General features: G+C 45.5%; 18 protein-coding genes. 15 read left to right on the top strand and 3 right to left on the bottom strand.

The window, feature by feature from the left end:
* The first annotated feature begins 55 nt into the window (after positions 1-55).
* The 8 genes from ACSNJE_RS07015 (at position 56) to ACSNJE_RS06980 (ending at position 9,763) form a co-directional block, all read left to right on the top strand.
* Positions 56-718, top strand: coding sequence for a cobalamin B12-binding domain-containing protein (locus ACSNJE_RS07015; protein WP_013119868.1), 663 nt, complete (start codon positions 56-58; stop codon positions 716-718).
* Between the two features lie 152 nt (positions 719-870).
* Positions 871-1,596, top strand: a complete 726-nt coding sequence (locus tag ACSNJE_RS07010) for a cobalamin B12-binding domain-containing protein (RefSeq protein WP_495252303.1) — start codon at positions 871-873, stop codon at positions 1,594-1,596.
* Positions 1,597-1,674: 78 nt separating this feature from the next.
* Positions 1,675-3,660 (top strand): sigma-54-dependent Fis family transcriptional regulator, encoded by a 1,986-nt coding sequence (locus tag ACSNJE_RS07005; protein ID WP_495252302.1) that lies wholly within the window; start codon positions 1,675-1,677, stop codon positions 3,658-3,660.
* A gap of 18 nt (positions 3,661-3,678) precedes the next feature.
* Positions 3,679-4,431 (top strand): cobalamin B12-binding domain-containing protein, encoded by a 753-nt coding sequence (locus tag ACSNJE_RS07000; protein ID WP_052218278.1) that lies wholly within the window; start codon positions 3,679-3,681, stop codon positions 4,429-4,431.
* Positions 4,432-4,899: 468 nt separating this feature from the next.
* Positions 4,900-6,273, top strand: a complete 1,374-nt coding sequence (gene mtaB / locus ACSNJE_RS06995; protein WP_013119872.1) for a methanol--corrinoid protein co-methyltransferase MtaB — start codon at positions 4,900-4,902, stop codon at positions 6,271-6,273.
* Positions 6,274-6,341: 68 nt separating this feature from the next.
* Positions 6,342-7,091 carry a cobalamin B12-binding domain-containing protein gene (locus ACSNJE_RS06990; RefSeq protein WP_461567688.1) on the top strand — a complete coding sequence of 250 codons (750 nt, stop codon included), beginning with the start codon at positions 6,342-6,344 and terminating at the stop codon, positions 7,089-7,091.
* A gap of 66 nt (positions 7,092-7,157) precedes the next feature.
* Positions 7,158-8,105 (top strand): CobW family GTP-binding protein, encoded by a 948-nt coding sequence (locus ACSNJE_RS06985; protein ID WP_495252301.1) that lies wholly within the window; start codon positions 7,158-7,160, stop codon positions 8,103-8,105.
* Between the two features lie 17 nt (positions 8,106-8,122).
* A complete protein-coding gene (locus tag ACSNJE_RS06980; protein WP_495252300.1) occupies positions 8,123-9,763 on the top strand; it encodes a methylamine methyltransferase corrinoid protein reductive activase in 1,641 nt (546 codons plus the stop codon).
* 61 nt (positions 9,764-9,824) lie between these two features.
* On the opposite strand, the gene ACSNJE_RS06975 is transcribed toward ACSNJE_RS06980, so the two are convergent.
* Entirely contained in the window at positions 9,825-11,279 is a 1,455-nt protein-coding gene (locus ACSNJE_RS06975) for an FMN-binding glutamate synthase family protein (RefSeq protein WP_495252299.1), read from the bottom strand.
* A gap of 272 nt (positions 11,280-11,551) precedes the next feature.
* On the opposite strand from ACSNJE_RS06975, the gene ACSNJE_RS06970 reads away from it, so the two are divergent.
* Entirely contained in the window at positions 11,552-11,746 is a 195-nt protein-coding gene (locus ACSNJE_RS06970; protein ID WP_495252298.1) for a hypothetical protein, read from the top strand.
* 128 nt (positions 11,747-11,874) lie between these two features.
* Here the strand turns inward: ACSNJE_RS06970 and ACSNJE_RS06965 are convergent, their stop codons facing one another.
* Both ACSNJE_RS06965 and ACSNJE_RS06960 read right to left on the bottom strand, forming a co-directional pair.
* Complete coding sequence (locus ACSNJE_RS06965) at positions 11,875-13,911, bottom strand: EAL domain-containing protein (RefSeq protein WP_495252297.1); 2,037 nt, start codon at positions 13,909-13,911, stop codon at positions 11,875-11,877.
* A 234-nt stretch (positions 13,912-14,145) separates the two neighbouring features.
* Complete coding sequence (locus ACSNJE_RS06960; protein WP_013119880.1) at positions 14,146-14,313, bottom strand: hypothetical protein; 168 nt, start codon at positions 14,311-14,313, stop codon at positions 14,146-14,148.
* A 302-nt stretch (positions 14,314-14,615) separates the two neighbouring features.
* Between ACSNJE_RS06960 and ACSNJE_RS06955 the strand changes: the two genes are divergently transcribed.
* The 6 genes from ACSNJE_RS06955 to ACSNJE_RS06930 all read left to right on the top strand — a co-directional run bounded on the left by ACSNJE_RS06955 (position 14,616) and on the right by ACSNJE_RS06930 (position 20,881).
* Positions 14,616-18,656: an EAL domain-containing protein gene (locus tag ACSNJE_RS06955; protein WP_474658706.1), complete on the top strand. Its 4,041-nt coding sequence runs from the start codon at positions 14,616-14,618 to the stop codon at positions 18,654-18,656.
* Positions 18,657-18,765: 109 nt separating this feature from the next.
* Positions 18,766-18,915 carry a DUF1540 domain-containing protein gene (locus ACSNJE_RS06950; protein WP_095522510.1) on the top strand — a complete coding sequence of 50 codons (150 nt, stop codon included), beginning with the start codon at positions 18,766-18,768 and terminating at the stop codon, positions 18,913-18,915.
* A gap of 115 nt (positions 18,916-19,030) precedes the next feature.
* A complete protein-coding gene (locus ACSNJE_RS06945) occupies positions 19,031-19,384 on the top strand; it encodes a PadR family transcriptional regulator (RefSeq protein ID WP_461567677.1) in 354 nt (117 codons plus the stop codon).
* Positions 19,385-19,398: 14 nt separating this feature from the next.
* Positions 19,399-19,878, top strand: a complete 480-nt coding sequence (locus tag ACSNJE_RS06940; protein WP_461567675.1) for a permease — start codon at positions 19,399-19,401, stop codon at positions 19,876-19,878.
* A complete protein-coding gene (locus tag ACSNJE_RS06935; protein WP_474658708.1) occupies positions 19,878-20,411 on the top strand; it encodes a permease in 534 nt (177 codons plus the stop codon). Before ACSNJE_RS06940 ends, ACSNJE_RS06935 begins: the two co-directional genes overlap by 1 nt.
* A gap of 164 nt (positions 20,412-20,575) precedes the next feature.
* Positions 20,576-20,881: a hypothetical protein gene (locus ACSNJE_RS06930; protein WP_461567671.1), complete on the top strand. Its 306-nt coding sequence runs from the start codon at positions 20,576-20,578 to the stop codon at positions 20,879-20,881.
* The last annotated feature ends 139 nt before the right edge of the window (positions 20,882-21,020 follow it).

Raw genomic sequence — 21,020 nt, 5'->3', positions numbered from 1 at the left:
AGATTTGTTAGAAAGAAACCACTTGGGAAGTTAAATGAAAAGGGAGGAAAGAGTTATGAGTAAAGAACAGGAGATTCTGGAACGTCTGAAAAAAGGTGTGGTGGAATATGATGAGGAGGCCGTGATTGAGGCTGCCAACGAAGCCCTGGCCATCGGTATGGATGCTGAAAAAGCAATTTTTGACGGCCTGGTCTGTGGGATAGAGGAAGTCGGACGCCTGTATGAACTGGAGGAAATATTCGTTCCGGAAATGTTGCTGGCCGCTGATGCCATGTATGCAGGGTTAAACATATTAAAGCCCCACATGAAAAAAAGGGACGCGGGGATCAAGGGGCAGGTTGTCATGGGTGTAGTTCAGGGCGATGTGCATGACATCGGTAAGAACATTGTCAAAATGATGTTTGATGTTGCCGGATTTGAAGTACATGACCTGGGCAGGGACGTTCCGCTTGAGAAATTTGTGGAGGAGCAATTGAAGACAGATTCTGACCTGGTTTGCCTGTCAGCCATGATGACCACTACAATGGTGGGGATGAAGGATATCATTGCCAAGATCAAGGAGAAAAACCCCAAAGTTAAAATTATGATCGGCGGTGCGCCCGTAAACGAAGAACTGGCGGAAAAATGGGGCGCAGACGGTTATGCCAAGGATGCCAACAATGCATTGAAGGATGCAATAAACATGGTCAGTTCTTTGCGCGAACTGCAAAAAGGCTGATGATTTTGGAATTCTGTGGCCCCGGGAAATTATCAAATATCCCGGGGTTTTCTGCAACATAACCCTTTTTAACTCTGAAAAATTGCTCTATGCAGCAGACATGTGGACATATATATTTAAAATAATTCAACTTGGGAAGGAGATTAGTCAAAATGGGAACCGTAACCCCACAGGAAGTCTGGGACCGCCTGAAAAACGGGGTCATAAATTTCGATGAGGAAATGGTTGTGGAAGCGGCCAAAGATGTAATTTTGTACCGGATGGATGTTTATGACGCAATTATGAATGGATTGGTATGCGGAATAGAGAAAGTAGGTGAGCTTTATGAACGGGGTGAATATTTTGTTCCCGAAATGATGATGTGCACCGATGCCCTGTATTCAGGTCTCAATATTTTAAGACCCCACCTGAAAAGAGAACAAACCGGGATAAGGGGCCAGATTATTATCGGGGTGGTGCAGGGTGATATTCATGACATCGGAAAAAATATTATAAAAATGATGTTTGATGCTGTTGGTTTTGAGGTGCATGACCTGGGACGGGACGTTCCGCTGGAACGGTTTATTAACGAGCAACTGCGGACAGATGCCGAGATAGTATGTCTTTCTGCTATGATGACCAATGTGATGCCATGTATGAATGAAATCATAAAGAAAATTAAAGAAAAAAATCCTTCGGTAAAAATAATGGTTGGCGGTGCTCCGCTAAATGAACATATAGCCCGCCGGTGGGGGGCCGACGGCTTTGCCAGGGAGGCCAACGATGCTATCAAATGTGCCATCAGAATGGTTTCGTCTTTGAGGAAACTGGGACTTGGCCCGGGCGGTGGAGAACCAGAAGAAATAAAATATCGAAAAATAGCGCAAAAATTCGAATAATTATATACAAAATGAAAAGGTTATTCAGCCTTATTATAGAATAGAAATTAATACTACCCTTGCAAAGAGGTGGGAGCATTGTGGACCGTAAATCGCAAACTCACCAGGGTTTATCGGTCCTGGGAAAAGTTTATTTCCAATTATGAAATAGAACCTTATGTTATCAGACCGCTGATAGCAAATTCCTGGCATCGCTGCCTCAGGATGAAGGTAGATCCAATGTCTCCCCTGGACCACATTAATCTTTTGAGTCCGTCTCAGATAAACAAACACATTGAACGGCGAAAAACACTGATTGGTGCAGCCATGCCCTTTATGAGCCACCTGTATAATTTTGTCAAAGGTTCCGAAACTCTGGTCTGCCTTGCGGACGACAACGGCATCATTCTGGATGTACTGCGTGATCCGGTAATTCACTACCAGACAAAACACATTTGCACCGAGGTAGGTTCTGACTGGAGTGAGTCCATCTGCGGGACCAACAGTATCGGCACTTGCCTTTTTGAAAAAAAACCGGTCCAGATAACGGCCACTGAACATTATTGTAAAGTATTACACGGGCTGACCGGTTCTGCGGCTCCGATTTTCAGTCCCGAGGGTGAGCTTTTGGGAGTGCTTTCCATTATAGGGCTTTGTAATAATGTCCATGCTCACACTCTGGGGATGGTGGTAGCAGCCGTCAAGGCCATAGAAAACCAACTGGTCAGTCAGAAAAAATCCTATGAGCTCTTGCTGGCCTACAAAAAGGTAACTGCAGTTATTGAAACAATGGATGAGGGACTGATTGCCATTGAGGCCAACCGGAAAATAACCCAGTTGAATTCAGAAGGTGCCAAGATATTGCAGGTAAACCGGGAAGATTGCATCGGCAGGTCTGCTCTTGATGTCTTCGGTCAGAGTTTTCCACTACTGGAAGCTCTGCAAAATGAAGTGGAGTTTACAGATAAGGAGTTTTATATCGAAACACCGGCCGGTGGTACGCGATTTACGTCAACTGTGAAGATGATTCGTGATGAAACAGGCCAGGTAACAGGGATGATGGCCACTTTACGGGAGATGCAAAGCGTACACAAGCTTGTTAACAAAATGGTGGGAGCTCAGGCCACCTTTACTTTTGACGATATTATCGGCAATGACCCTCAATTGCATACTCTTATACAGCGAGCGAAAAGAGTCGCCCGGAGCAGTTCAACTATTCTGTTACAGGGAGCCAGCGGTACAGGCAAGGAAATGTTTGCCCAGGCAATACATAATGCCAGCGGGCGCCGTGGAGGTCCTTTCATCGTAATTAACTGCGGTGCCATTCCCAGGGAGCTGGTGGAAAGTGAATTATTCGGGTATGAAGAAGGAGCATTCACAGGTGCCAAGAAAGGAGGCCGGCCCGGTAAGTTCGAACTGGCCTCCGGAGGTACTATTTTCCTGGATGAAATAGGAGATATGCCCCTGGATATCCAGGCCAGTCTGCTGCGAGTTTTGCAGGAACGGCAGGTTACCCGGATCGGCGGGCAGAAATCCATTCCCGTAAACACCCGTGTTATCGCCGCTACCAACAAAAACTTGGCCGAAGAAGTGGAAAAAGGTAATTTCAGGCTTGACCTGTATTACAGATTAAACGTAATTAACCTCGTTATTCCCAGTTTGCGGGACCGCCCCAGAGACATTCCCTATCTGGCTCAGTATTTCGTCAATAAAATCAGCCGCCGACTGGGCATAACTCCCCCTATTATCGCCCCTGATTTCTATGAGTGCCTTTCCAGGTACGACTGGCCCGGCAATGTGCGGGAACTGGAAAACGTTATCGAACAGGCGCTTAACATTGTAGAAACCGATATCCTTATACCTGAACATCTTCCTGCCAGAATATATTCCCCTCAAAACAACCGACAGATAAACCCCCAACAAAAAATAAATCTGAAAAGCGCTGAGGCCGAAATAATCAGAGATGCCCTTGATAAGTGCCGGTGGAACATTTCCAGGGCGGCATCAACCCTGGGGATTGGAAGAAACACACTCTACAGGAAAATTAAACGATATAATTTATGCAGCAAAAGGCAAAAGGGGTGATCAAGGAGGTATGTAACCGTGGACATCAAAGACTACTCAAATATTTTCACCCGTTATGACCTGGTGACGGAAAGTCCATATTATTCCATCAGGAAAGCAGCCAATGAGAACAGGCTGATTCATAAGGTTGTAGAAGCCGTTATTCTGGGTGAAACTGATAGGGTGCCGCATGCCGTAAAAGCGGCCCTGGCTGAGCATGATCCGGTTGACATCATCTATAACGGGCTTGTTGCCGCTATGCGAGAGGTGAGTTTGCTGTGGGATGAAGGCATTTATTATCTTCCCCAGACTTTATTGGCGTCTGATGCCATGCTGCTGGGACTGAAAATGTGTGAAAATGAGCTGGGTCATCCTGTTCGAAAAAGAGGTTTGGCCGTTACCCACACTGCTGAGGGAGATATTCACGACTTGGGACAGAAGATTGTTAATACTCTGTTAAGGGCCAGCGGTTTTGAAGTGGTCGACCTGGGTAAGGATGTACCTGTTGAAGAAGTTATCAAGGCCGTAAGGAAATACAGACCCGATATTTTGTGCGGAACGGCCCATTTGAGCACTACTATGAGCGCCTTTGAAAGAATATCGGCCCGTATGCAGGAAGAGCGGTTAGTGGTTCCTTTTGTCTGCGGTGGGGGAGGCGGGGTTACTTTATCTTTTATTACCGGTTTTTTGTTTGGGATTTACGGCAAAGACGCGTCTCTGGCGCCCAAAATAGCGGAAGATGCCTGCCGGGGTATGGGCTGGGAGGCAATAAGGCGTAAATACAACGGGTGATGCGGATTACTGCCGTATCACCTTTTTTTATTAGATAACCGAAAGTGGTACACTGTACCAAACCGGAACAGAACAGAAAAACAGGCCATGACTTGTACGAGCAAACAGCCTGGTTCAGATTTCACCCGGAGAGTTTAAAAAAGCGTTCAGAATTGGAACACTTCAACCCGTTACTCCGACCGGGTAACTGCCTCCGGCGGAAAACGAACTGGTGTTTAAGCCGCACTGTCGTCTGAATCTCCGCGTTTTTCTAGAGGAACAGGTCTCTGTAAGAAAAAAACAACCTTTTACTCTCTCTCTCCCGTTTCTGGCATGATTATTGCTACTAAAATTGAGGCAAATACCGGTGTTTGGAGAAGTCGGCTACCGGTTTGTTCTGCCAGGGGGAGGGGGGATGTAAACTCATTTTGCCTGTACAAACCTGCTTTTCAACCGGAATTATTTTAAGAAAAGAAGGAGGTCAGACTAATGCCGAAATTCGACAAAATGGCTTATGCAAGCGCGGATGAAATGATTTTCGGAACAGCCAAAAACCCTGTTAAGTATGGACGTGATTTTACAGTGGGTGGGGGTTATGTTTTTCCTGAGCTGGTGCCTCATCCAAGACCGGGGACTGAAACCACAAAGAAAACCCTGGTTAAAGAATATGAAAAAATGGTAACAGATGTACTGGGTCGTTGTGTTGCTATCGGTATTCCTGGAATTCAGATTGAGCTGGAACACGTTTATCAGATGACCAAAAACCCGGACTGGGGCGGTGAAATTGCTGCCGCTACCAAGCATCTACAGGAGGAATATCATCGCAAATATGGCCTGAAGAGCGCCATCAGGGCAACTATTGCAGATTACCGCAAGCCTGATGAAGAGGATATCAGAAACTGCGTTGCTCTGGAAAACCAGTTAAAAACCTTCGAAACAAGTGCTGCCGGAGGAGCAGACAATCTGTCCATTGAGTCTGTCGGTGGCAAGGAGATTTCTGACTATACCATTGTCAGGCAGGATATTCGCGGTACATTGTTCGGTATAGGAGTTCTGGGCAGCCGTGACATGGAATTTATGTGGAAAAAAATAGTGGAGATCGCTGATAAATACGGTGTTACACCCGGCGGTGACACGGACTGTGCACAGGCAAACGTAGCCATGTTTATGGCCGGCGGATATCAGGACCGGTCTGTACCGCATACTTTTGCTGCTCTTACCAGGGCTATTTCCGCTGCCCGCAGTCTTGTTGCCTATGAGCAGGGTGCAAAGGGCCCTTCCAAGGACTGCGGTTATGAAGATGTAATTATCAAGGCTATTACCGGTGTGCCGATTGCCATGGAAGGCAAAGCCAGTGCCTGTGCGCACAGTGACCTGGTCGGAAACCTGATTGCTGCCTGCTGTGACCTGTGGAGTAATGAGGCTGTTGAATATCATGATATGTTCGGTGGAACAACTGTTGCCGTATTTACCGAAATACTCGGATATGATGTGGCGCTGATGAATACGGCCATTGAGATGGGGCAGGCCAAAATCCTGAGGGATATGATGGTTGAATCGGATAAATACCGTGATACCCACGGATTCATTCTGTGTCCGCAGAATGCTTATGAAATCGGCAAGGCCATTGTGGAAAACAACACGTCATATTATGCCAGGGCACGCGCGGCGGCAATTAAGGCCGGTGAACTGATGCTGAAGGACAGCAAACTGCAGATGTCAGCCTTCGAGAAAGAGTCGCTTGAATCCGCTATGCGTACACTGGAAAGTCTGCCTGAGAAAGAAGAAGACTTCATCAGTGAATGTGCTGATATCTACAAGAAACTGATTCCCGGCTTTTCACTGGCAAACTATGGATTGTAAAAACAATTTGTCGCTATAATTTGATGAGCATGTGAGAGCCGCCTAAATAATAATAAGGAGGGACAAAGATGGCAACAGTCGCCAATTATTCAAATATTTTTGTTAGGTATGACCTGGTTGGCACTGGGGATGCAAAAGGGGCAAAACTCAGCAGTAAGGACGCCGCGCTCCAGAAAGTGATACAGTGTGTACTGGAAGGTGACAGTGACAATATTGTGGATGCAGTAAATGAAGCGCTTGCAACCAAAGATCCCATGGTTGTTATCAATGAAGGTCTGATCAAGGGCATGAACGAGGTCAGTAGGTTATGGGACGAAGGTGAGTATTATCTGCCTCAGGCCATTGTTGCTTCTGATGCCATGTTGATCGGGCTGGAAATATGTGAAAAGAAACTGGGTAAATCGGTGGAAAAGAAAGGTACTGTTGTTACCCACACCGCTGAGGGCGACATCCATGACCTGGGCCAGAAAATTGTCAATGCTCTGCTGCGGGCCAATGGGTTTGAGGTTGTTGACCTGGGTAAAGACGTGCCGGTCGATGAAGTTATTACCGCCGTTAAGAAATACAATCCCGTTATGGTAACCGGTACCGCTCTGATGACAACTACCATGACGGCCTTTGAAAAGATTTCCAAACGGCTTGTCAAGGAAGGCTACAAAATTCCGTTTGTCTGCGGCGGCGGTGCCGTATCCAATGAATATGTCCAGGGTTATGAGCTGGGGGTTTATGGAAAAGATGCGTCCCAGGCGCCGGGGATGGCCAGCGATGCAGTTAACGGTATGGACTGGATGCAGATAAGAGAAAAATGGAATAGCTAAATGTTATCCATCGCCCGGGACCGCTTTGTCGGGCCCGGGCAAATTTCCCCCGAAGGCAGGTATGTTATGAAGGTAGATTTGATAAACGGATTCCTTGGTGCAGGAAAAACGACGTTTCTGATCAATCTGCTTGAAACGAAAAATCCTTCTGAAAAGGTGGCAGTACTGGTCAATGAATTTGGTACCGTCGGTATAGACGGAGACCTGTTGACAGGGCATGATGCGAATGTAGTTGAACTGCCCAACGGCTGTATCTGCTGTACGCTGAAAGCAGATTTACGTAATCAGATCAGGGAAATAGCCGAAAAGTTCAAACCTGACAGGTTATATATCGAGCCCACAGGAGCAGCGACGATAAAAAACCTGCTGGGCATTCTGGAAAGTCTCAGCCTGGAAAAATATATTGAAAATATCAGGGTGATTCTGGTTTTGGACGCCGGTACTTTTATGGAGAACATGGAAAAAAACCGAGGGTTTGTGGAAACACAACTGGAATCGGCCCAGATAATACTAGTTAACAAATGTGATAAAGTCAGTCCGGAACAACTGGGATTAATCCGCGAAATTATCAGGAAAACAAACTGTTCCGGGCAGGTTCTGCTGACCAGCTTCGGACAGGTTTTGCATAGAGATTTATCTGAACCGGCTGTACTACCGGAAACGGCCCTAAATAATGTATTGTCCGGTAATATCGGTGCAACCGGTAAACACCTTCATGACCTGCCGTTAAAAGAGTATGAACAGTTCAGTGTTCAGAGCAGCAATCTGTTTGATGTGGACAGGCTGAGGAAATTTTTTGGTCGCTTGAGTGACAATTGGTATGGGTCCGTTGACCGGGCCAAAGGAATATTCCGGGTTGCCGACAGTCAGTGGGTTCGTTTTGACTTGGCTTCCCGTGAGGTTAGTGAGTCCTTTCTGGAAAAAGAATACACCTTTAGTAAGTTAATTGTTATAGGGACCGATTTGTCGAAGAAATTACTAAATACTGAGTTTATGAATTGCCAAAAAGGCTGAACCGGGGGTGTGACTGATTGAAAATAGGAATAGCCCTTGACTTGGGCACCAGTGGGTTCAGAGGACAGGCCGTTGACCTTGAAAAGAGGGAAATTCTTGCTACTGTTCTTACTGCCCGCCACCCCTTACCCGGGGCCAACGTGATGGATCACCTGACTTTTGCCATTGAAGTCGGGCTAGATAAAGCTCACAGTATTATAATAGATACAGTAAACCAGCTTATTGACAGACTGGGAGTGCCTAGGGAAAACATTGTCCGTTTGGCAGTGTGTGGTAATCCCATTCAACTTTCCCTGTTCGAAGAAATTGAAATCCGGGACCTGGCCTATGCCGGGGAAAGAAAGAAAAAAGCTCTGGGCATTGTGCCGCCAAACCGGGATGCCAAAGTTTTACCGGCCGACAAGGTTCGCGGACTGGCCCTGGCTCCAAATGTGGACGTATTTATTCCGGCGGCGGTTAAGCATGAAATTGGCGCTGATGCTCTTGCCATGATGGTAAAGTCAGGATTGCTGGAGAAAGAAGAAATCGCCCTGGTTACGGATTATGGCACCAATGCGGAAATGGCTCTGAAAATAGGTGACCGTATTATAACGGGTTCCTGTGCCGCCGGCCCGGCTCTTGAGGGCCAGCATATTGAATTTGGCATGCTGGCGGCTCCGGGGGCAATACATGACCTTACCGAAGAAAAGGTGGGTTACAGGTGCCTGGTTCTTGACAGTGAGCTGAACAGCACATCCGGCGACCTGGTGGATATTACGTCAGAACGGGTTATCGAGGAGGGAACGGCCCCCATCAAGGGAATTACCGGTACCGGTGTTATTGCCATTCTTTATGAGGCCATGGCAGCAAATCTCATCCGTCTGCCGCGCATAAAAACTCCCGATAGCAGGCTTCATCTGGGGCCCCGTGTTTCATTCAGCGAGCACGATATAGTTGAAGCGGGCAAAGCTATTGGGGCAATAAGAGCAGGATTTGTAACGCTGGCCAGTGAAGCCGGTATTGAGCTTTCCGATATTAAGACAGCATACATGGCGGGAGCCTCCGGAACGTACGTAAATGCTGCAAAGGCTCTGCAGATCGGTCTGGTACCCCCGGGGGCGGAAAAAATATATCAGGTGGGGAACACTTCTCTTGCTATGGCCAGAGACATTGTCCTTGATCCTGAACGGCTCTGGGAACTTCAGGCCCTGGCCCGTAAACTGAGGGCCAATCACTGCATGTTTGCAGAATCTAAAGTTTTTGAAAAGGCATACTTACTCGAACTATCTCTCTGGGGCGAAGGGATGCCCTGGGAGCAGTACCGGCGTTTTAGTAAGTTTTATAACCTTCCTGAGTTAATTAAACCTGTTCAGAATGCTAAAATTATCAAACTTTATGAGCGTGATATTCCCGATTTGGGCTACAAGGGAGTTGCTTATATCGATTCTGTAGGCTATCCTTGCTGTATCAATTTCCCCGGGTGTACAAAATGTGGAACATGTATTGAGAAATGCCCGGAAAAGGCTCTTTCCTTCTCGGAAGATACAGATTCGGTATTAGTGCTGCGACCTGACCGTTGCAACGGTACCGCCTGCAAACGCTGTGAACAAAACTGCCCTGAAAAAGTGTTTAAATTTTACATGATATCTTTTGAAGCCGGTAAGCCGGTTAATAACTAAATGTTTTACGGCCGGTAAATATATAGCAGGCAAAAGCCAGGGTTTTACCTTGGCATTAACTTTAACCTTCCTCATGTCTTTTCCCCTCAGTCGAGAGGGGAATTTTTTTGTTATAAATATTTGGCGTGAAGCATGGCTCATAGGCTAAAGGTACTCCTACACCTTTCGCCGTAATGTCATCCAGCGCTATCAGGTCGTCCTTGCTGACTTCACCGACAGATGTTTTGCCCAGTGCCCTGATACCTTCTATCAGTTCATCATTGCAGGACTTGAGAAATTTAGCCAGGTTTTTTGCTCCCGATGCTATGTCAAACTTATCTGCATATTTTCCGTCATAATAAACAAGTTGAGTGGGCGGCTCAAAGGGGATCGCTTTTAATACCTGAGTATGGGACATGGCAAATAAAGCAATGGCGCCAATATAAGCTGCATCTGCCCCTAAGGCTAAAACTTTTAGTACGTCTCCCGGTGTCCGGATTTTGCCGGCTGCAATCAGAGAAATCCTGTCCTGGCAGTTCTGTTTTTGTAAAAATTGAGCTGCGCGGTTAATGGCAAAAATAGTGGGGATGCCAAAGTCATCCTGTAGTATGGGGGCGGATCCTTTGGTGGCTGCTTCGGCGCCGTCTATTGTGATAAAATCAACGCCTGCGTCGATTGCCCATTTCATATCCATTTCCAGGTACTTACCGGCGCCAAATTTAACGCCAATAGGAATATCGCCGGCTACGCTTTTAAGTTTTTGCACAAGTTTGGGAAGCTCCGATGGAGTGCTGACTTCGGCATGCCGTGCATGAAGTACAGCATCTTGAGCGGGAAGTACTCCAAAACCTTTTGCCAGTTTAAAGTCAGTTATTCCAACGTTATATTTCTGCCCTGTCCCGCCAGTAGCCCCTTGGCCAATTTGAATCTCAATAGCATCTGCCTGTTTCAGGATATCATCACTCTTATTCCAATTTCCCCTGTTGTACTGTAATATTAGCTTTTTGGCTGCTTTTCTTTCGCTTGGCAGAAAAGGACCCTCGCCTGTATTTGTTGCTGTATTGGCCATGCTGGCTCCTTTAGCCAGGGCTACTTTGGCTTTTTCCGAAAGGGCTGCACCAAATGCCATACCGGAGACCATGATAGGCAGGTCTATAATTAAAGGATATTTGCAGTTTTTACCTATAACCACTTTAGTATCCACAGGTTGCTCAAGGGGAGTAGGCATTATATGAAGCTGTCCTATATTAAACATTAATTGGTCGAGGCTTGGGAATTTCTTGGGAGAACCCAGTGGCCGTTTGATCATCTGACCTTCCTGCGAGCGTAAATTGGTTTCTACGATAACCTGTGGTCCAAACTTAGTTGTCGCTGAAACAAACTCCCACAAATTCTCATCATAAAGGTCTGTCATAATCGTACTTATGGCATCGGTGCTTACATCATGGATAATTTTTCTGGCCAGAAACTTGGCTCCCTGATACCCCAGCGCTATAGCTAAAGACGAGAGGAACACTTTTCTCCATATTTTTTTCATCGGTGCCACCTTCCCGGATATTTTCCTAATTAATTTTCCCAACTATAACGCACTATATTTTTCTCTATTCAAGGCAATTTTTGTATAAATAAACGTATCGTCAGACACCACCGCGAAAGTTGGGACGGTGCAGGGTATCTGCATGGTCTGAAAATCCAAGCGATATCCCTGCATGCCAGTATTGTGGCAATAGGTTTGTACCTTTAGGAGGAAAATGCCCTGCCTTGTCAAATATTTAATAACTATTAACTTGATGAAAAGGAGCAGACATGTTGGCAATTTTCGGATTAATTGTTGTGGGATGCCTGGTAGCCGCTTATTTTCAAAAGGGTTGGAACCGCTATATGCTCATTCTCTTAGCTATAGCGATAGTCCAACTGAAGTCTCTGGCTATTGGAATGAAGATTTTTAGTTTGACTGCCATTGCCGTAGTGCTGATTTATTTTCTCAGGCCAAGGAAAAAGTAAAAGAACAAGCCGGGTAAATCCCGGCATGTTTTTTAATTGTATAACTACTTTTTCTTTTTTAACAGTTTTTCGAATTCTTGAGGGGGTACCGGTTTGCCGAAAAGAAACCCCTGTATTTCATCGCACTTTTACTTTTTTAGAAAAGCAAGTTGCTCTTCTGTCTCCACCCCTTCGGCAATAACTTTGAGTTTCAGGTTTTGGGCCATTGCAATGATAGCTGAGGCGATAGAACCGTCTTCCGTATTTTTCGCTATATCCCGAACGAAGGATTTGTCAATTTTTAATGTATGACTCGGTATTTGTTTCAGATAGCTGAGCGAAGAATAACCGGTACCAAAATCATCAATGGCAATTTTTATCCCCATGTCTCGTAATTGCCGCAGTGTTTTGATGGTAAAGGCCACGTCTTTCATAGCGATGCTTTCCGTAATTTCCAGTTCCAGCCACTGAGGGTCAAGTCCGGTCTCCTTCAGAATCCGGGAAACTCTATCAGCCAAATCCTGTTGCTGGAATTGAGATGCCGACAGGTTTACGGTAACACGCAGCGGAGGGTATCCGGCCATTTGCCATTCTTTATTCTGCCGGCAGGCAGTTCGTAAGACCCATTCACCCAAAGGTAATATCAGCCCTGTTTCTTCAGCCAGCGCAATAAAGTCTGCCGGCGGAATAATCCCGCGTTCCGGATGCCGCCAGCGCACCAGTGCTTCCATGCCGATAATCTCCCCGGTGTCGGTATTGATTTGCGGTTGGTAGTATACGGTAAATTCTTCGCGCTCCAATGCCTTTCGCAGCGCACCTTCCATTTCCAGACGATTTATCGCTTTTTCATTCATGGAAGGGGAATAAAGTTGATAATTGTTGCCCCTCTCCTTGGCCCGGTACATGGCAGTATCGGCATGTTTCATTAAAGTTTCCGCATCTTCTCCGTCGTTTGGATACAGCGCTATGCCGATACTGGTAGTTATGTAAAATTCGTGGCCGCCCAAAATCCACGGTTTTTTAAAGGTATCAATAATTTTTTGCGCGATTTTTATAGCATCTTCCACATGGTTAATTTGCGGGAGGAGCAGAGTAAATTCATCTCCGCCCAAGCGGGCCACCGTATCGCCGGAACGTATGCACCCGGTCAAACGTTTCGAGATTCCCTGCAGAAACTGGTCACCGGTGGCATGACCCAGAGTGTCGTTAATATTTTTGAAACGGTCTAAGTCTAAAAACATTAGCGCGAGCATTTGTTTGCTCCGTTTAGCCTGGGCTAAAGTCTGGGTCAGGCGGTCTTTGAATAAGATACGGTTTGGCAAGCCTGTTAAGGGATCGTGGTAAGCCTGGTGTTTGATGGCTTCTTCCGCCATCTTGCGCTCCGTTATATCATAGAAAAAAATAATGGTGTACCTGGACTTGTCACCGATATCAAACATTCGCATTAACTTGATTTCAAAGTAACTGTTAGCGGTTTTACTGTTGAGCTCTTTTTCAAAAAAATATTGATTTGCAGTTCCAGCGGCAAAGTCCTTCATTTCCTGTTCCAACCAGGGAAAAGCATCAAGCAGGAGTTTCCTGCCCCGGGCGGAAGGCATTAACAAATCGCCGAATGTTTCTGCTGCTGCATGGTTATAGCTTTCAATTTCGTTTTTACTGTTTAATATTATTACCGGATTGGGCAAACTTTCAAAAATGGTGAGGTATTTTATTTTTTCGTTCTGTATTGATTCAACCCATTCAGTGCAGACTCCTATCTCCAACCTGTCAAAAACCCGTTCAAGTGTGACAAGGCATTTTTCTTTAAGGCCTGGCTCCAATTCCGCGTCTGTTATAAGTTCTTCGTAACTGATTCGACAGTGTTTTAAAAGGCCTAAAAACATTTGCAGGGTGACGCCGCGTTCTCGGTGTTTTTTTCCTTCCTTTGTGCCGAAGGCCGATAGCACATCAGTGGACAGGTCAGTCGAGAGGTTCATGGCAAAAAGACTGTTTGTACAGCCCAGCGCTTTGAAAATAGCGTCATTAAGGCTGGCAACAGACTTGCGCCATGTCTTTTCAAGGGTATGTGTATGTTTTAAATAATCATGTTTTTCGGCAAAATGCAGCACCCGTTTCAAAATCCGGTTTTTATTCCGAGAGATAAGGTTGTGCAATTCGTTGGTAATATCAGATTCAATACTGGACACGGCAGATCACCTCTTTCCAAAGGCTAACTGCTTCAAAAGGGAAACATCTACTGCAGACTTGCCGGCAGATTTTCCCTAAGATACGTGCGGGAATGTTTACCCGGCTGTTATAAAGGATTTCTACATTCGCGATAAAAACCCTTTTTTCGACAAAAATATCAATATTATTCAAAACAGGCAAACTGTTTTTGGCATAGAAAAAACAAAACCACGGTTTTACGTGGTTTAATACAGTCATATTTCATTGTCGTCAACTAATTTAGCATTGCAGCGCTTCAAAGTTTCCAGGTATTTAATCCTGTCTTCTTCATTTTGTGTTTCCAGCCAATTTTTTTTCAGTTTCCGCAGATTACTTACCGAACAGTGATTACAGTTATTCTGCTGCTGAGCCCGGTTATCCATGAAAAGCCTCCCCTTTCATATTAGGCATTTGATAAGCGTCAATAAAAGATGGGAGTATTAGTACAATTAAAATTATAGCAAGATATGGACAGGCAAGTCAATTTGGCGCCTATTCGGAATCAGTTATGGCCCTACAAACAAATGCTTATGCCCCTGCATCAAAATGAACGATACAAAAGTTGATATTTTGAACAGGTAAAAAACGCTCATAATATCTCGATTTGTGAAGGAAAAAATTACTAAATGTCGAAAAATAGTATTAGCTGTCAATTATCTGGAAATTTTGGCGCGGGGGAGGTATTATGGAGATGTTTCGCAGCGTGGGGCATTTATCAGTTACTTCTTTAGTGTTCCTGGGCTTTTTGACTGTGCTTGGCATTGTCGGCAATTTTGCGGGGATTCCGGTATTTCCCGGTGCGCGACTGTTTTTTGGCAGCATTGCTGTATTATTGGTGATGAGTTTATACGGTGTTTTCTGGGGGATAGTGGCAGCCTTGGTTTCTTGGGGCTTTGTGTTTTTCCGGCTGCATGAGTTTGCCCCTTTCTTTTTCGGTATTTTGGAAGTGGCTCTGGTAGGTATTTTCTTTTATCGCCGGAACAAAAATTTGGTTCTGGCTGACGGTCTGTTCTGGTTTTTAGTCGCCATTCCTTTATGTGGGTTCATTAATCATTTTATAATGCACCTGAACTGGGACGAAAATCTACTGATTATCCTCAAGTTAGCTGTTAACGGTATTTGTAATGCTCTGGCCGCCAGTATTGTCCTAAATCTCCTGCCTCTTTCCCGCTGGGTGTTCGGTAATCAGGAGAAGGGAACAGTTTCTTTCTACCATTTGCTCTTTAATCTTCTGGTGGCTTTCCTGCTGATTCCGGTTCTGGTCTTTACTGCAACAACCAACTACAGGCAGCAGCGGCAGTTCGTGGCCGATACGGAAACCTTGTTCAGGGGAGAGGTAAAAGAGATTACCCAACATTTGGCTGACTGGCACCAGCAATATCAGCATGCTTTGTATGTTTTGGGGCAGGCTGCTCTCCGGGCCGGTATACAGCCGACGGAGGAACTGCAGAGGGCTACCGAACAGATAAAAAATGCTTTTCCTTATTTTGACCGGGTGCATATTGATGACCCTGAGGCCACTGCCATAACTTATGCCCCGCCTGAGGCCAACGGAAGGGGAGTTAATTTTGCCGACCGCCCGCATTACCGTGATATGATGGCAACCCTTAAACCTGTAATGAGCGATGTCCTGATAGCCCGGGTAGGGAAGCCGGAACCGATTACTGTAATGGGCGTGCCTATGGTGGAAAAGGGTCGGTTGCGTGGTTTTTCTGTCGGAGTTTTAAAACTGCAATATGTTTCGAAACTGTTACAGGGCAATGCGCAGCCCCATAAATTCGACATCACGCTGACGGACAGAAACGGCTTGATTATTGCCAGTACCGTGCCAGGCCTTCAGCCTATGGAAAGATATAATTTGCGAACTATAGGAAATAGGGAGTCTACAAACAGTGCTTACCGATGGGTGTTCCCCGATGATGATAAACTTACTGAGTTAGCCCGCTGGCGGGAAAGCATTTATATTTACGAGGGGGTTTTGGCTCACGATATTCCCTGGAAGTTGGTTATTAAAGCGCCCTTTGCTCCTTATTGGCAAAACATGTTAAGAACAACCAATATTTATTTGGTTGCTATTTTGGTGTTTTTGCTGGTGGCTTTTTGGTTGGGGGATTTGCTGAGTCGTTACCTGACCGGGCCCATTGCCAGGCTGGCTGATGTCACCACCGACCTGCCTTGCCGTCTTTCCGGGCATGAAAATATCGAATGGCCTTACTCTCCCTTGACAGAAATACATTCGCTGGTGGTTAATTTCCGGTCCATGGCCGGTAAGTTACGGGAGAATTTCCGGGAATTACAGCAGGCGCGGAATAAGGCAGAAGAAGAAAAGAATAAAATTGAGGCCATAATTGCCGGTATCGGTGACGGAATCAGCATTCAGGATAAGGAGTATCGTATAATTTACCAGAACGAAATTCAAAAAGAGCTCCTTGGAGAAGCAGTTGGCCAGTATTGTTACCAGGCTTACGAGGGCAGAGAACAGGTATGCCCCGGTTGTCCGGTAGCTGTTTCCTTGCAGGAAGGCACTATCCAAACTGTTGAAAGATGTCCGGAAGCAAAAAAAGGTTCCTTGTATATTGAGGTTACTTCTGCTCCGCTGAAGGATGCCGCCGGTAAAATAATCGGAGCTATTGAAGTCGTGCGAGATATTACTGAGCGGAAAAAAACCGAAGAGCTTTTGCGGCAGCAGTCAGCGGCCATGCGGGCTTCCATGGACGGTATGGCTATCCTCAACACAAACGGGGAATATACTTATATGAACGAAGCCCATGCCAGGGTATACGGATATACTGATCCGGCTCAATTTATCGGAAAGACATGGCATATTTTATACGATGAAGAAGAAAGGGACAGGTTTGAAAAGGAAATTTTGCCCGCATTGTATAAACAGGGTTATATTCGGACCGAGGCCGTTGGTCGCAAAGCAGACGGTTCCCTTTTCCCACAGGAGGTATCCCTGACTCTGATAGAAGGCGGCGGCACGGTATGTGTGGTAAGAGATATTACTGAGCGTAAACAGGCTGAACAGGCTATTTGGGAAGAAAAAGAAAGGGCCCAGGTAACCCTCCATTCCATAGGAGATGCCGTAATAACCACTGACGGCCAAGGAATCATTACTTACCTTAACCCTGTGGCTGAGGTTCTTACGGGCTGGACCAACGATGAGGCCTGCGGCCGGCCGCTGCTGGAAGTCTTTAACATAATTAACGAAACAACAGGCCAGGTAGTAGAAAACCCTGTGACAAAGTGCCTCCGAGAAGGCAATATCGTAGGCTTGGCTAATCACACGGTATTGATACACAGAAGCGGTAGAAGATATGCTATCGAAGATTCGGCGGCGCCCATTAAAAATAGAGAGGGAGAAATTATAGGTGTTGTTCTGGTTTTCCACGATGTCAGCGAAAAACGTAATATGATAGAACAGCTTACCCACCAGGCTTATCACGATCCTCTAACGGATATCCCCAATAGGGTTTTATTTAATGACCGCCTCAATGTAGCTTTGGCTCATGCCAAACGCAATAATGAAATGCTGGCAGTAATGTTCCTGGATTTGGACAGGTTTAAACTGGTCAACGATATGTTAGGCCATTCTATTGGGGACCGGTTGCTGCAGGAAGTGGCCAAAAAGCTAAGTATCTGCCTACGAAAGGGCGACACTATTGCCCGTTTGGGCGGCGATGAATTTACGCTTTTACTGCCGCAGATCAAAAGTGAAAAAGAAGCAGCCAAAATTGCGCAAAAGATATTAAAGGCTTTCCAAAAACCTGTAACCTTGAGCGGCCATGAGTTTTATATCACCGCCAGTATAGGCGTTGCCTTATATCCCACTGACGGAGAGAAGGCAGAAACCCTGATGAAAAATGCAGATACGGCTATGTACCGGGCTAAGGAACAGGGACGCAATACGTATCAGTTATATACTCCTGCCATGAACAAAAAAATCGTCGAACGGATGGCTATGGAAAACAGCCTGCGCCATGCTTTGGAGCGCCGGGAATTGGTGGTTTATTATCAACCTCTGGTATGCATCAGGACGGGCCGGATTACGGGAATGGAAGCCCTTATACGTTGGCGGCATAAAGAATTGGGACTTGTTCCTCCGGCAGAATTTATCCCACTGGCCGAGGAAACAGGGTTAATTATTCCCATCGGCGAGTGGGTACTGCGAACCGCCTGCGCCCAAAATAAAGCCTGGCAGGATGCCGGGTATATGCCCGTGCGTGTGACGGTCAACCTGTCCGCATACCAATTCCAACACCAAAACTTGGTGAATACGGTAGCCAAGACATTAAAACAAACTGGGCTGCATCCGCAATACCTGGAGTTGGAAATAACCGAAAGTATAGCCATGCAGGATGTGGATTATACTGTTGATGTTTTGCGTAAATTAAGGGAAATGGGGGTACAAATAGCCATAGACGATTTCGGTACAGGATACTCTTCTCTGCGTTACCTGAAACGTTTTCCCATTAATACGCTCAAAATAGACCGTTCTTTTGTCAGGGATATTGCCTGTGACCCTAATGATGCCGCAATTGTTTCCACGATCATAGTTTTGTGTCGGAACATGAACCTGAAAGTGATCGCTGAAGGAGTTGAAACGGAAGAACAACTGAATTTCCTGAAGAATCAGCATTGCTATGAAATGCAGGGCTACTTTTTCAGTCAACCCGTTCCTGAAAAGGAATTTGAAGAGTTGCTGAAAAGGTATAATATGCCATAGTAATGGTTATTTCACCATTACAATATTATTAATTCATATTTAGTCCCGTATCAGGGAAAGATTAAAAATGGAGACGGAAAAACTAAACCAGACCGGAGGAGGTGATTCTGTGCCGGATATCAAATGCAATGTGGTAGAATGTCACTACAACAAAAACATTATGTGCAATGCGCCCATGATTCAGGTAGACCATAGCGGTGTTTCCAGGTCAACTAACTCTGAACAGACTAAGTGTGAAACATTCAAACCTAAAGCTTAAGAAAAACAACCTCCTGCACGGAGGTTGTTTTTCTTGACAAACAAATGTTAGTAACACTATAATGTTAATAACATATATATGTATAAAAGCGATTGGCTGCAGGAGGTGAGAATATTTGCCTAAATGCAGATATGGCCGGCATATCCCTGCATTCGTATTATTGTTCCTGGCTCAGGAACCCGCCTACGGACTAACCCTATTCAATAAAATGGAAGAGCAAATGCCTCATAACAGGGCTGATAGCGCTGCTGTCTACCGGGCCCTTCAAGACCTGGAAAAGGTGGGTGCTGTTGAATCTTACTGGGATACTTCGGAACCGGGACCGGCCAAGAAGTGGTATAAAATTACTCGGCTGGGGAGAAAGAAATTGGTTGAATTTAAGGAAGATATCGAGATGAAGAAAAAAAACCTGGAATTCTTCCTGACTACTTTTGCAGCTTTGCCCGCGGTGGATGACAACGATGAATGAAGGTGGTGGATTAAATGAGCGGGGCAATTTTATACGGTTTGGCTATTGTAGGTTTGCTTTACTCTTTTGCAAAAGACCGGAAGAAAACAAAGATGGCTGTTCTTAAAGCCTGGAAATCTTTTGCGAATCTGGCGCCGCAGTTACTGGCCATTTTGATGTTCGTCGGTATATCCCTGGCAATTTTGAGTCCTGCTACCATTTCCCGATTAATGGGCGAAAAATCAGGTATTATCGGCATTATCATTGCTTCTGTGGTTGGTTCAGTCACGCTGATTCCCGGGTTTGTCGCTTTTCCGCTGGCGGCAGCCCTGTTAAAAGGGGGCGCCGGTTATCCCCAGATTGCCGCTTTTGTTTCCACCCTGATGGCTGTAGGAATAGTGACTCTGCCAACGGAAATAAAGTACTTTAACAAAACGGTGGCGCTATTAAGGAATAGCTTTGCTTTTCTGGTAGCCATGATTTTTACTGTGATAATAAGTTGGGTGATGATGTGATGAATTTGCGACGTTATATTTTTGCGCTGGTTTTTGCTGTAACGATATTGGGCATGTACCTTTTTGAGAAGTCTGCCGGTCTTAAGGCTGTCAGTATTACTTTACAGAATTTTAGAGAAATGCTAATGTTTCTGCCGCCCATTTTTATTCTGGTGGGCTTGCTTGATGTATGGGTGCCGAAGGAAACCATGATTAAACTTATGGGTGAAGGGTCGGGCCTGAAAGGGATAATGATTGCCTTTATTCTTGGCTCTGCGGCGGCAGGACCGCTGTATGCGGCATTTCCGGTAGCAGCCGTGCTGATAAAAAAAGGAGCCAGGTTGGCTTATGTGCTTTTCTTCCTGGGGGCATGGTCGAGCACAAAACTACCCCTGGTAATATACGAGAGCGCTTCGCTGGGATTAAGGTTTACTCTCATCCATATTACAGTGAGTATTGTGGGCTTTCTTTCGGCTGCATTTTTTATAGAGAAAATGATACCTGTCCGATCCAGGGAATTAATTTATGAAAAGACCCGAAGCCAGGAGGTCTGAGTTCGAAGGGACGAACGTATTTTTAAAAATCAAAATCTGCCCATAAAAAGTTTGAAAATTTCCATTAAAGGATAATTATAACCGGAGGAAGAAGTAAGAATAATACTACTTAACGGACCACAACTGAATATCGTAGGATCACTTAAAAAAAGGAGGAAGCGGCCATGTGTGATTTCTATTATGATGAGGAAAACGGGGTGGCTTACAAGGTTGATCCTATTCGCGTGTCTTTCACTGGGGAGCGGGATAACAGCGGTATGATTGTGGTACAAACCGATGTTAAGGTAACGAACTTAAGAAAGGAAAAAATCAGGCGTACCTTGGCGGAGGTCTATCAGGCCGGTGAATACAACCTGGAGACGGCCAAGGAAAAGTTTATCAATTCCAGGTTAAAAGTCTTTATGGGCGGTGCAAGGAAAATTCCCGAGAGCGAATATGAAGAAATTAAAGCTAAGTACGAAGCTATGTAGATTTTTGTGTGTCAAGGCATTTCTCCGAACCGGACGGCCAAGATTTGGGTATTCCAATGATTTTTCTGTTTAAGAAATATCATGGAATACCCAATTTTTTTGCGCCTCGCCGTCTTTGCAGTTTTCCGACCTTAAGCAT

The sequence above is a fragment of the Thermincola sp. GK-1 genome (genome assembly GCF_059412445.1).
This window is presented reverse-complemented; position numbering and strand designations above follow the sequence as displayed.

Excerpts from the sequence above, each read along its gene's own strand:
- ACSNJE_RS07015 (WP_013119868.1), top strand. The coding sequence starts at position 56 with ATGAGTAAAGAACAGGAGATTCTGGAACGTCTGAAAAAAGGTGTGGTG.
- ACSNJE_RS07010 (WP_495252303.1), top strand. The coding sequence starts at position 871 with ATGGGAACCGTAACCCCACAGGAAGTCTGGGACCGCCTGAAAAACGGG.
- mtaB (WP_013119872.1), top strand. The coding sequence starts at position 4,900 with ATGCCGAAATTCGACAAAATGGCTTATGCAAGCGCGGATGAAATGATT.
- ACSNJE_RS06990 (WP_461567688.1), top strand. The coding sequence starts at position 6,342 with ATGGCAACAGTCGCCAATTATTCAAATATTTTTGTTAGGTATGACCTG.
- ACSNJE_RS06985 (WP_495252301.1), top strand. The coding sequence starts at position 7,158 with ATGAAGGTAGATTTGATAAACGGATTCCTTGGTGCAGGAAAAACGACG.
- ACSNJE_RS06975 (WP_495252299.1), bottom strand. The coding sequence starts at position 11,279 with ATGAAAAAAATATGGAGAAAAGTGTTCCTCTCGTCTTTAGCTATAGCG.
- ACSNJE_RS06960 (WP_013119880.1), bottom strand. The coding sequence starts at position 14,313 with ATGGATAACCGGGCTCAGCAGCAGAATAACTGTAATCACTGTTCGGTA.
- ACSNJE_RS06955 (WP_474658706.1), top strand. The coding sequence starts at position 14,616 with ATGGAGATGTTTCGCAGCGTGGGGCATTTATCAGTTACTTCTTTAGTG.
- ACSNJE_RS06940 (WP_461567675.1), top strand. The coding sequence starts at position 19,399 with ATGAGCGGGGCAATTTTATACGGTTTGGCTATTGTAGGTTTGCTTTAC.
- ACSNJE_RS06935 (WP_474658708.1), top strand. The coding sequence starts at position 19,878 with ATGAATTTGCGACGTTATATTTTTGCGCTGGTTTTTGCTGTAACGATA.
- ACSNJE_RS06930 (WP_461567671.1), top strand. The coding sequence starts at position 20,576 with ATGTGTGATTTCTATTATGATGAGGAAAACGGGGTGGCTTACAAGGTT.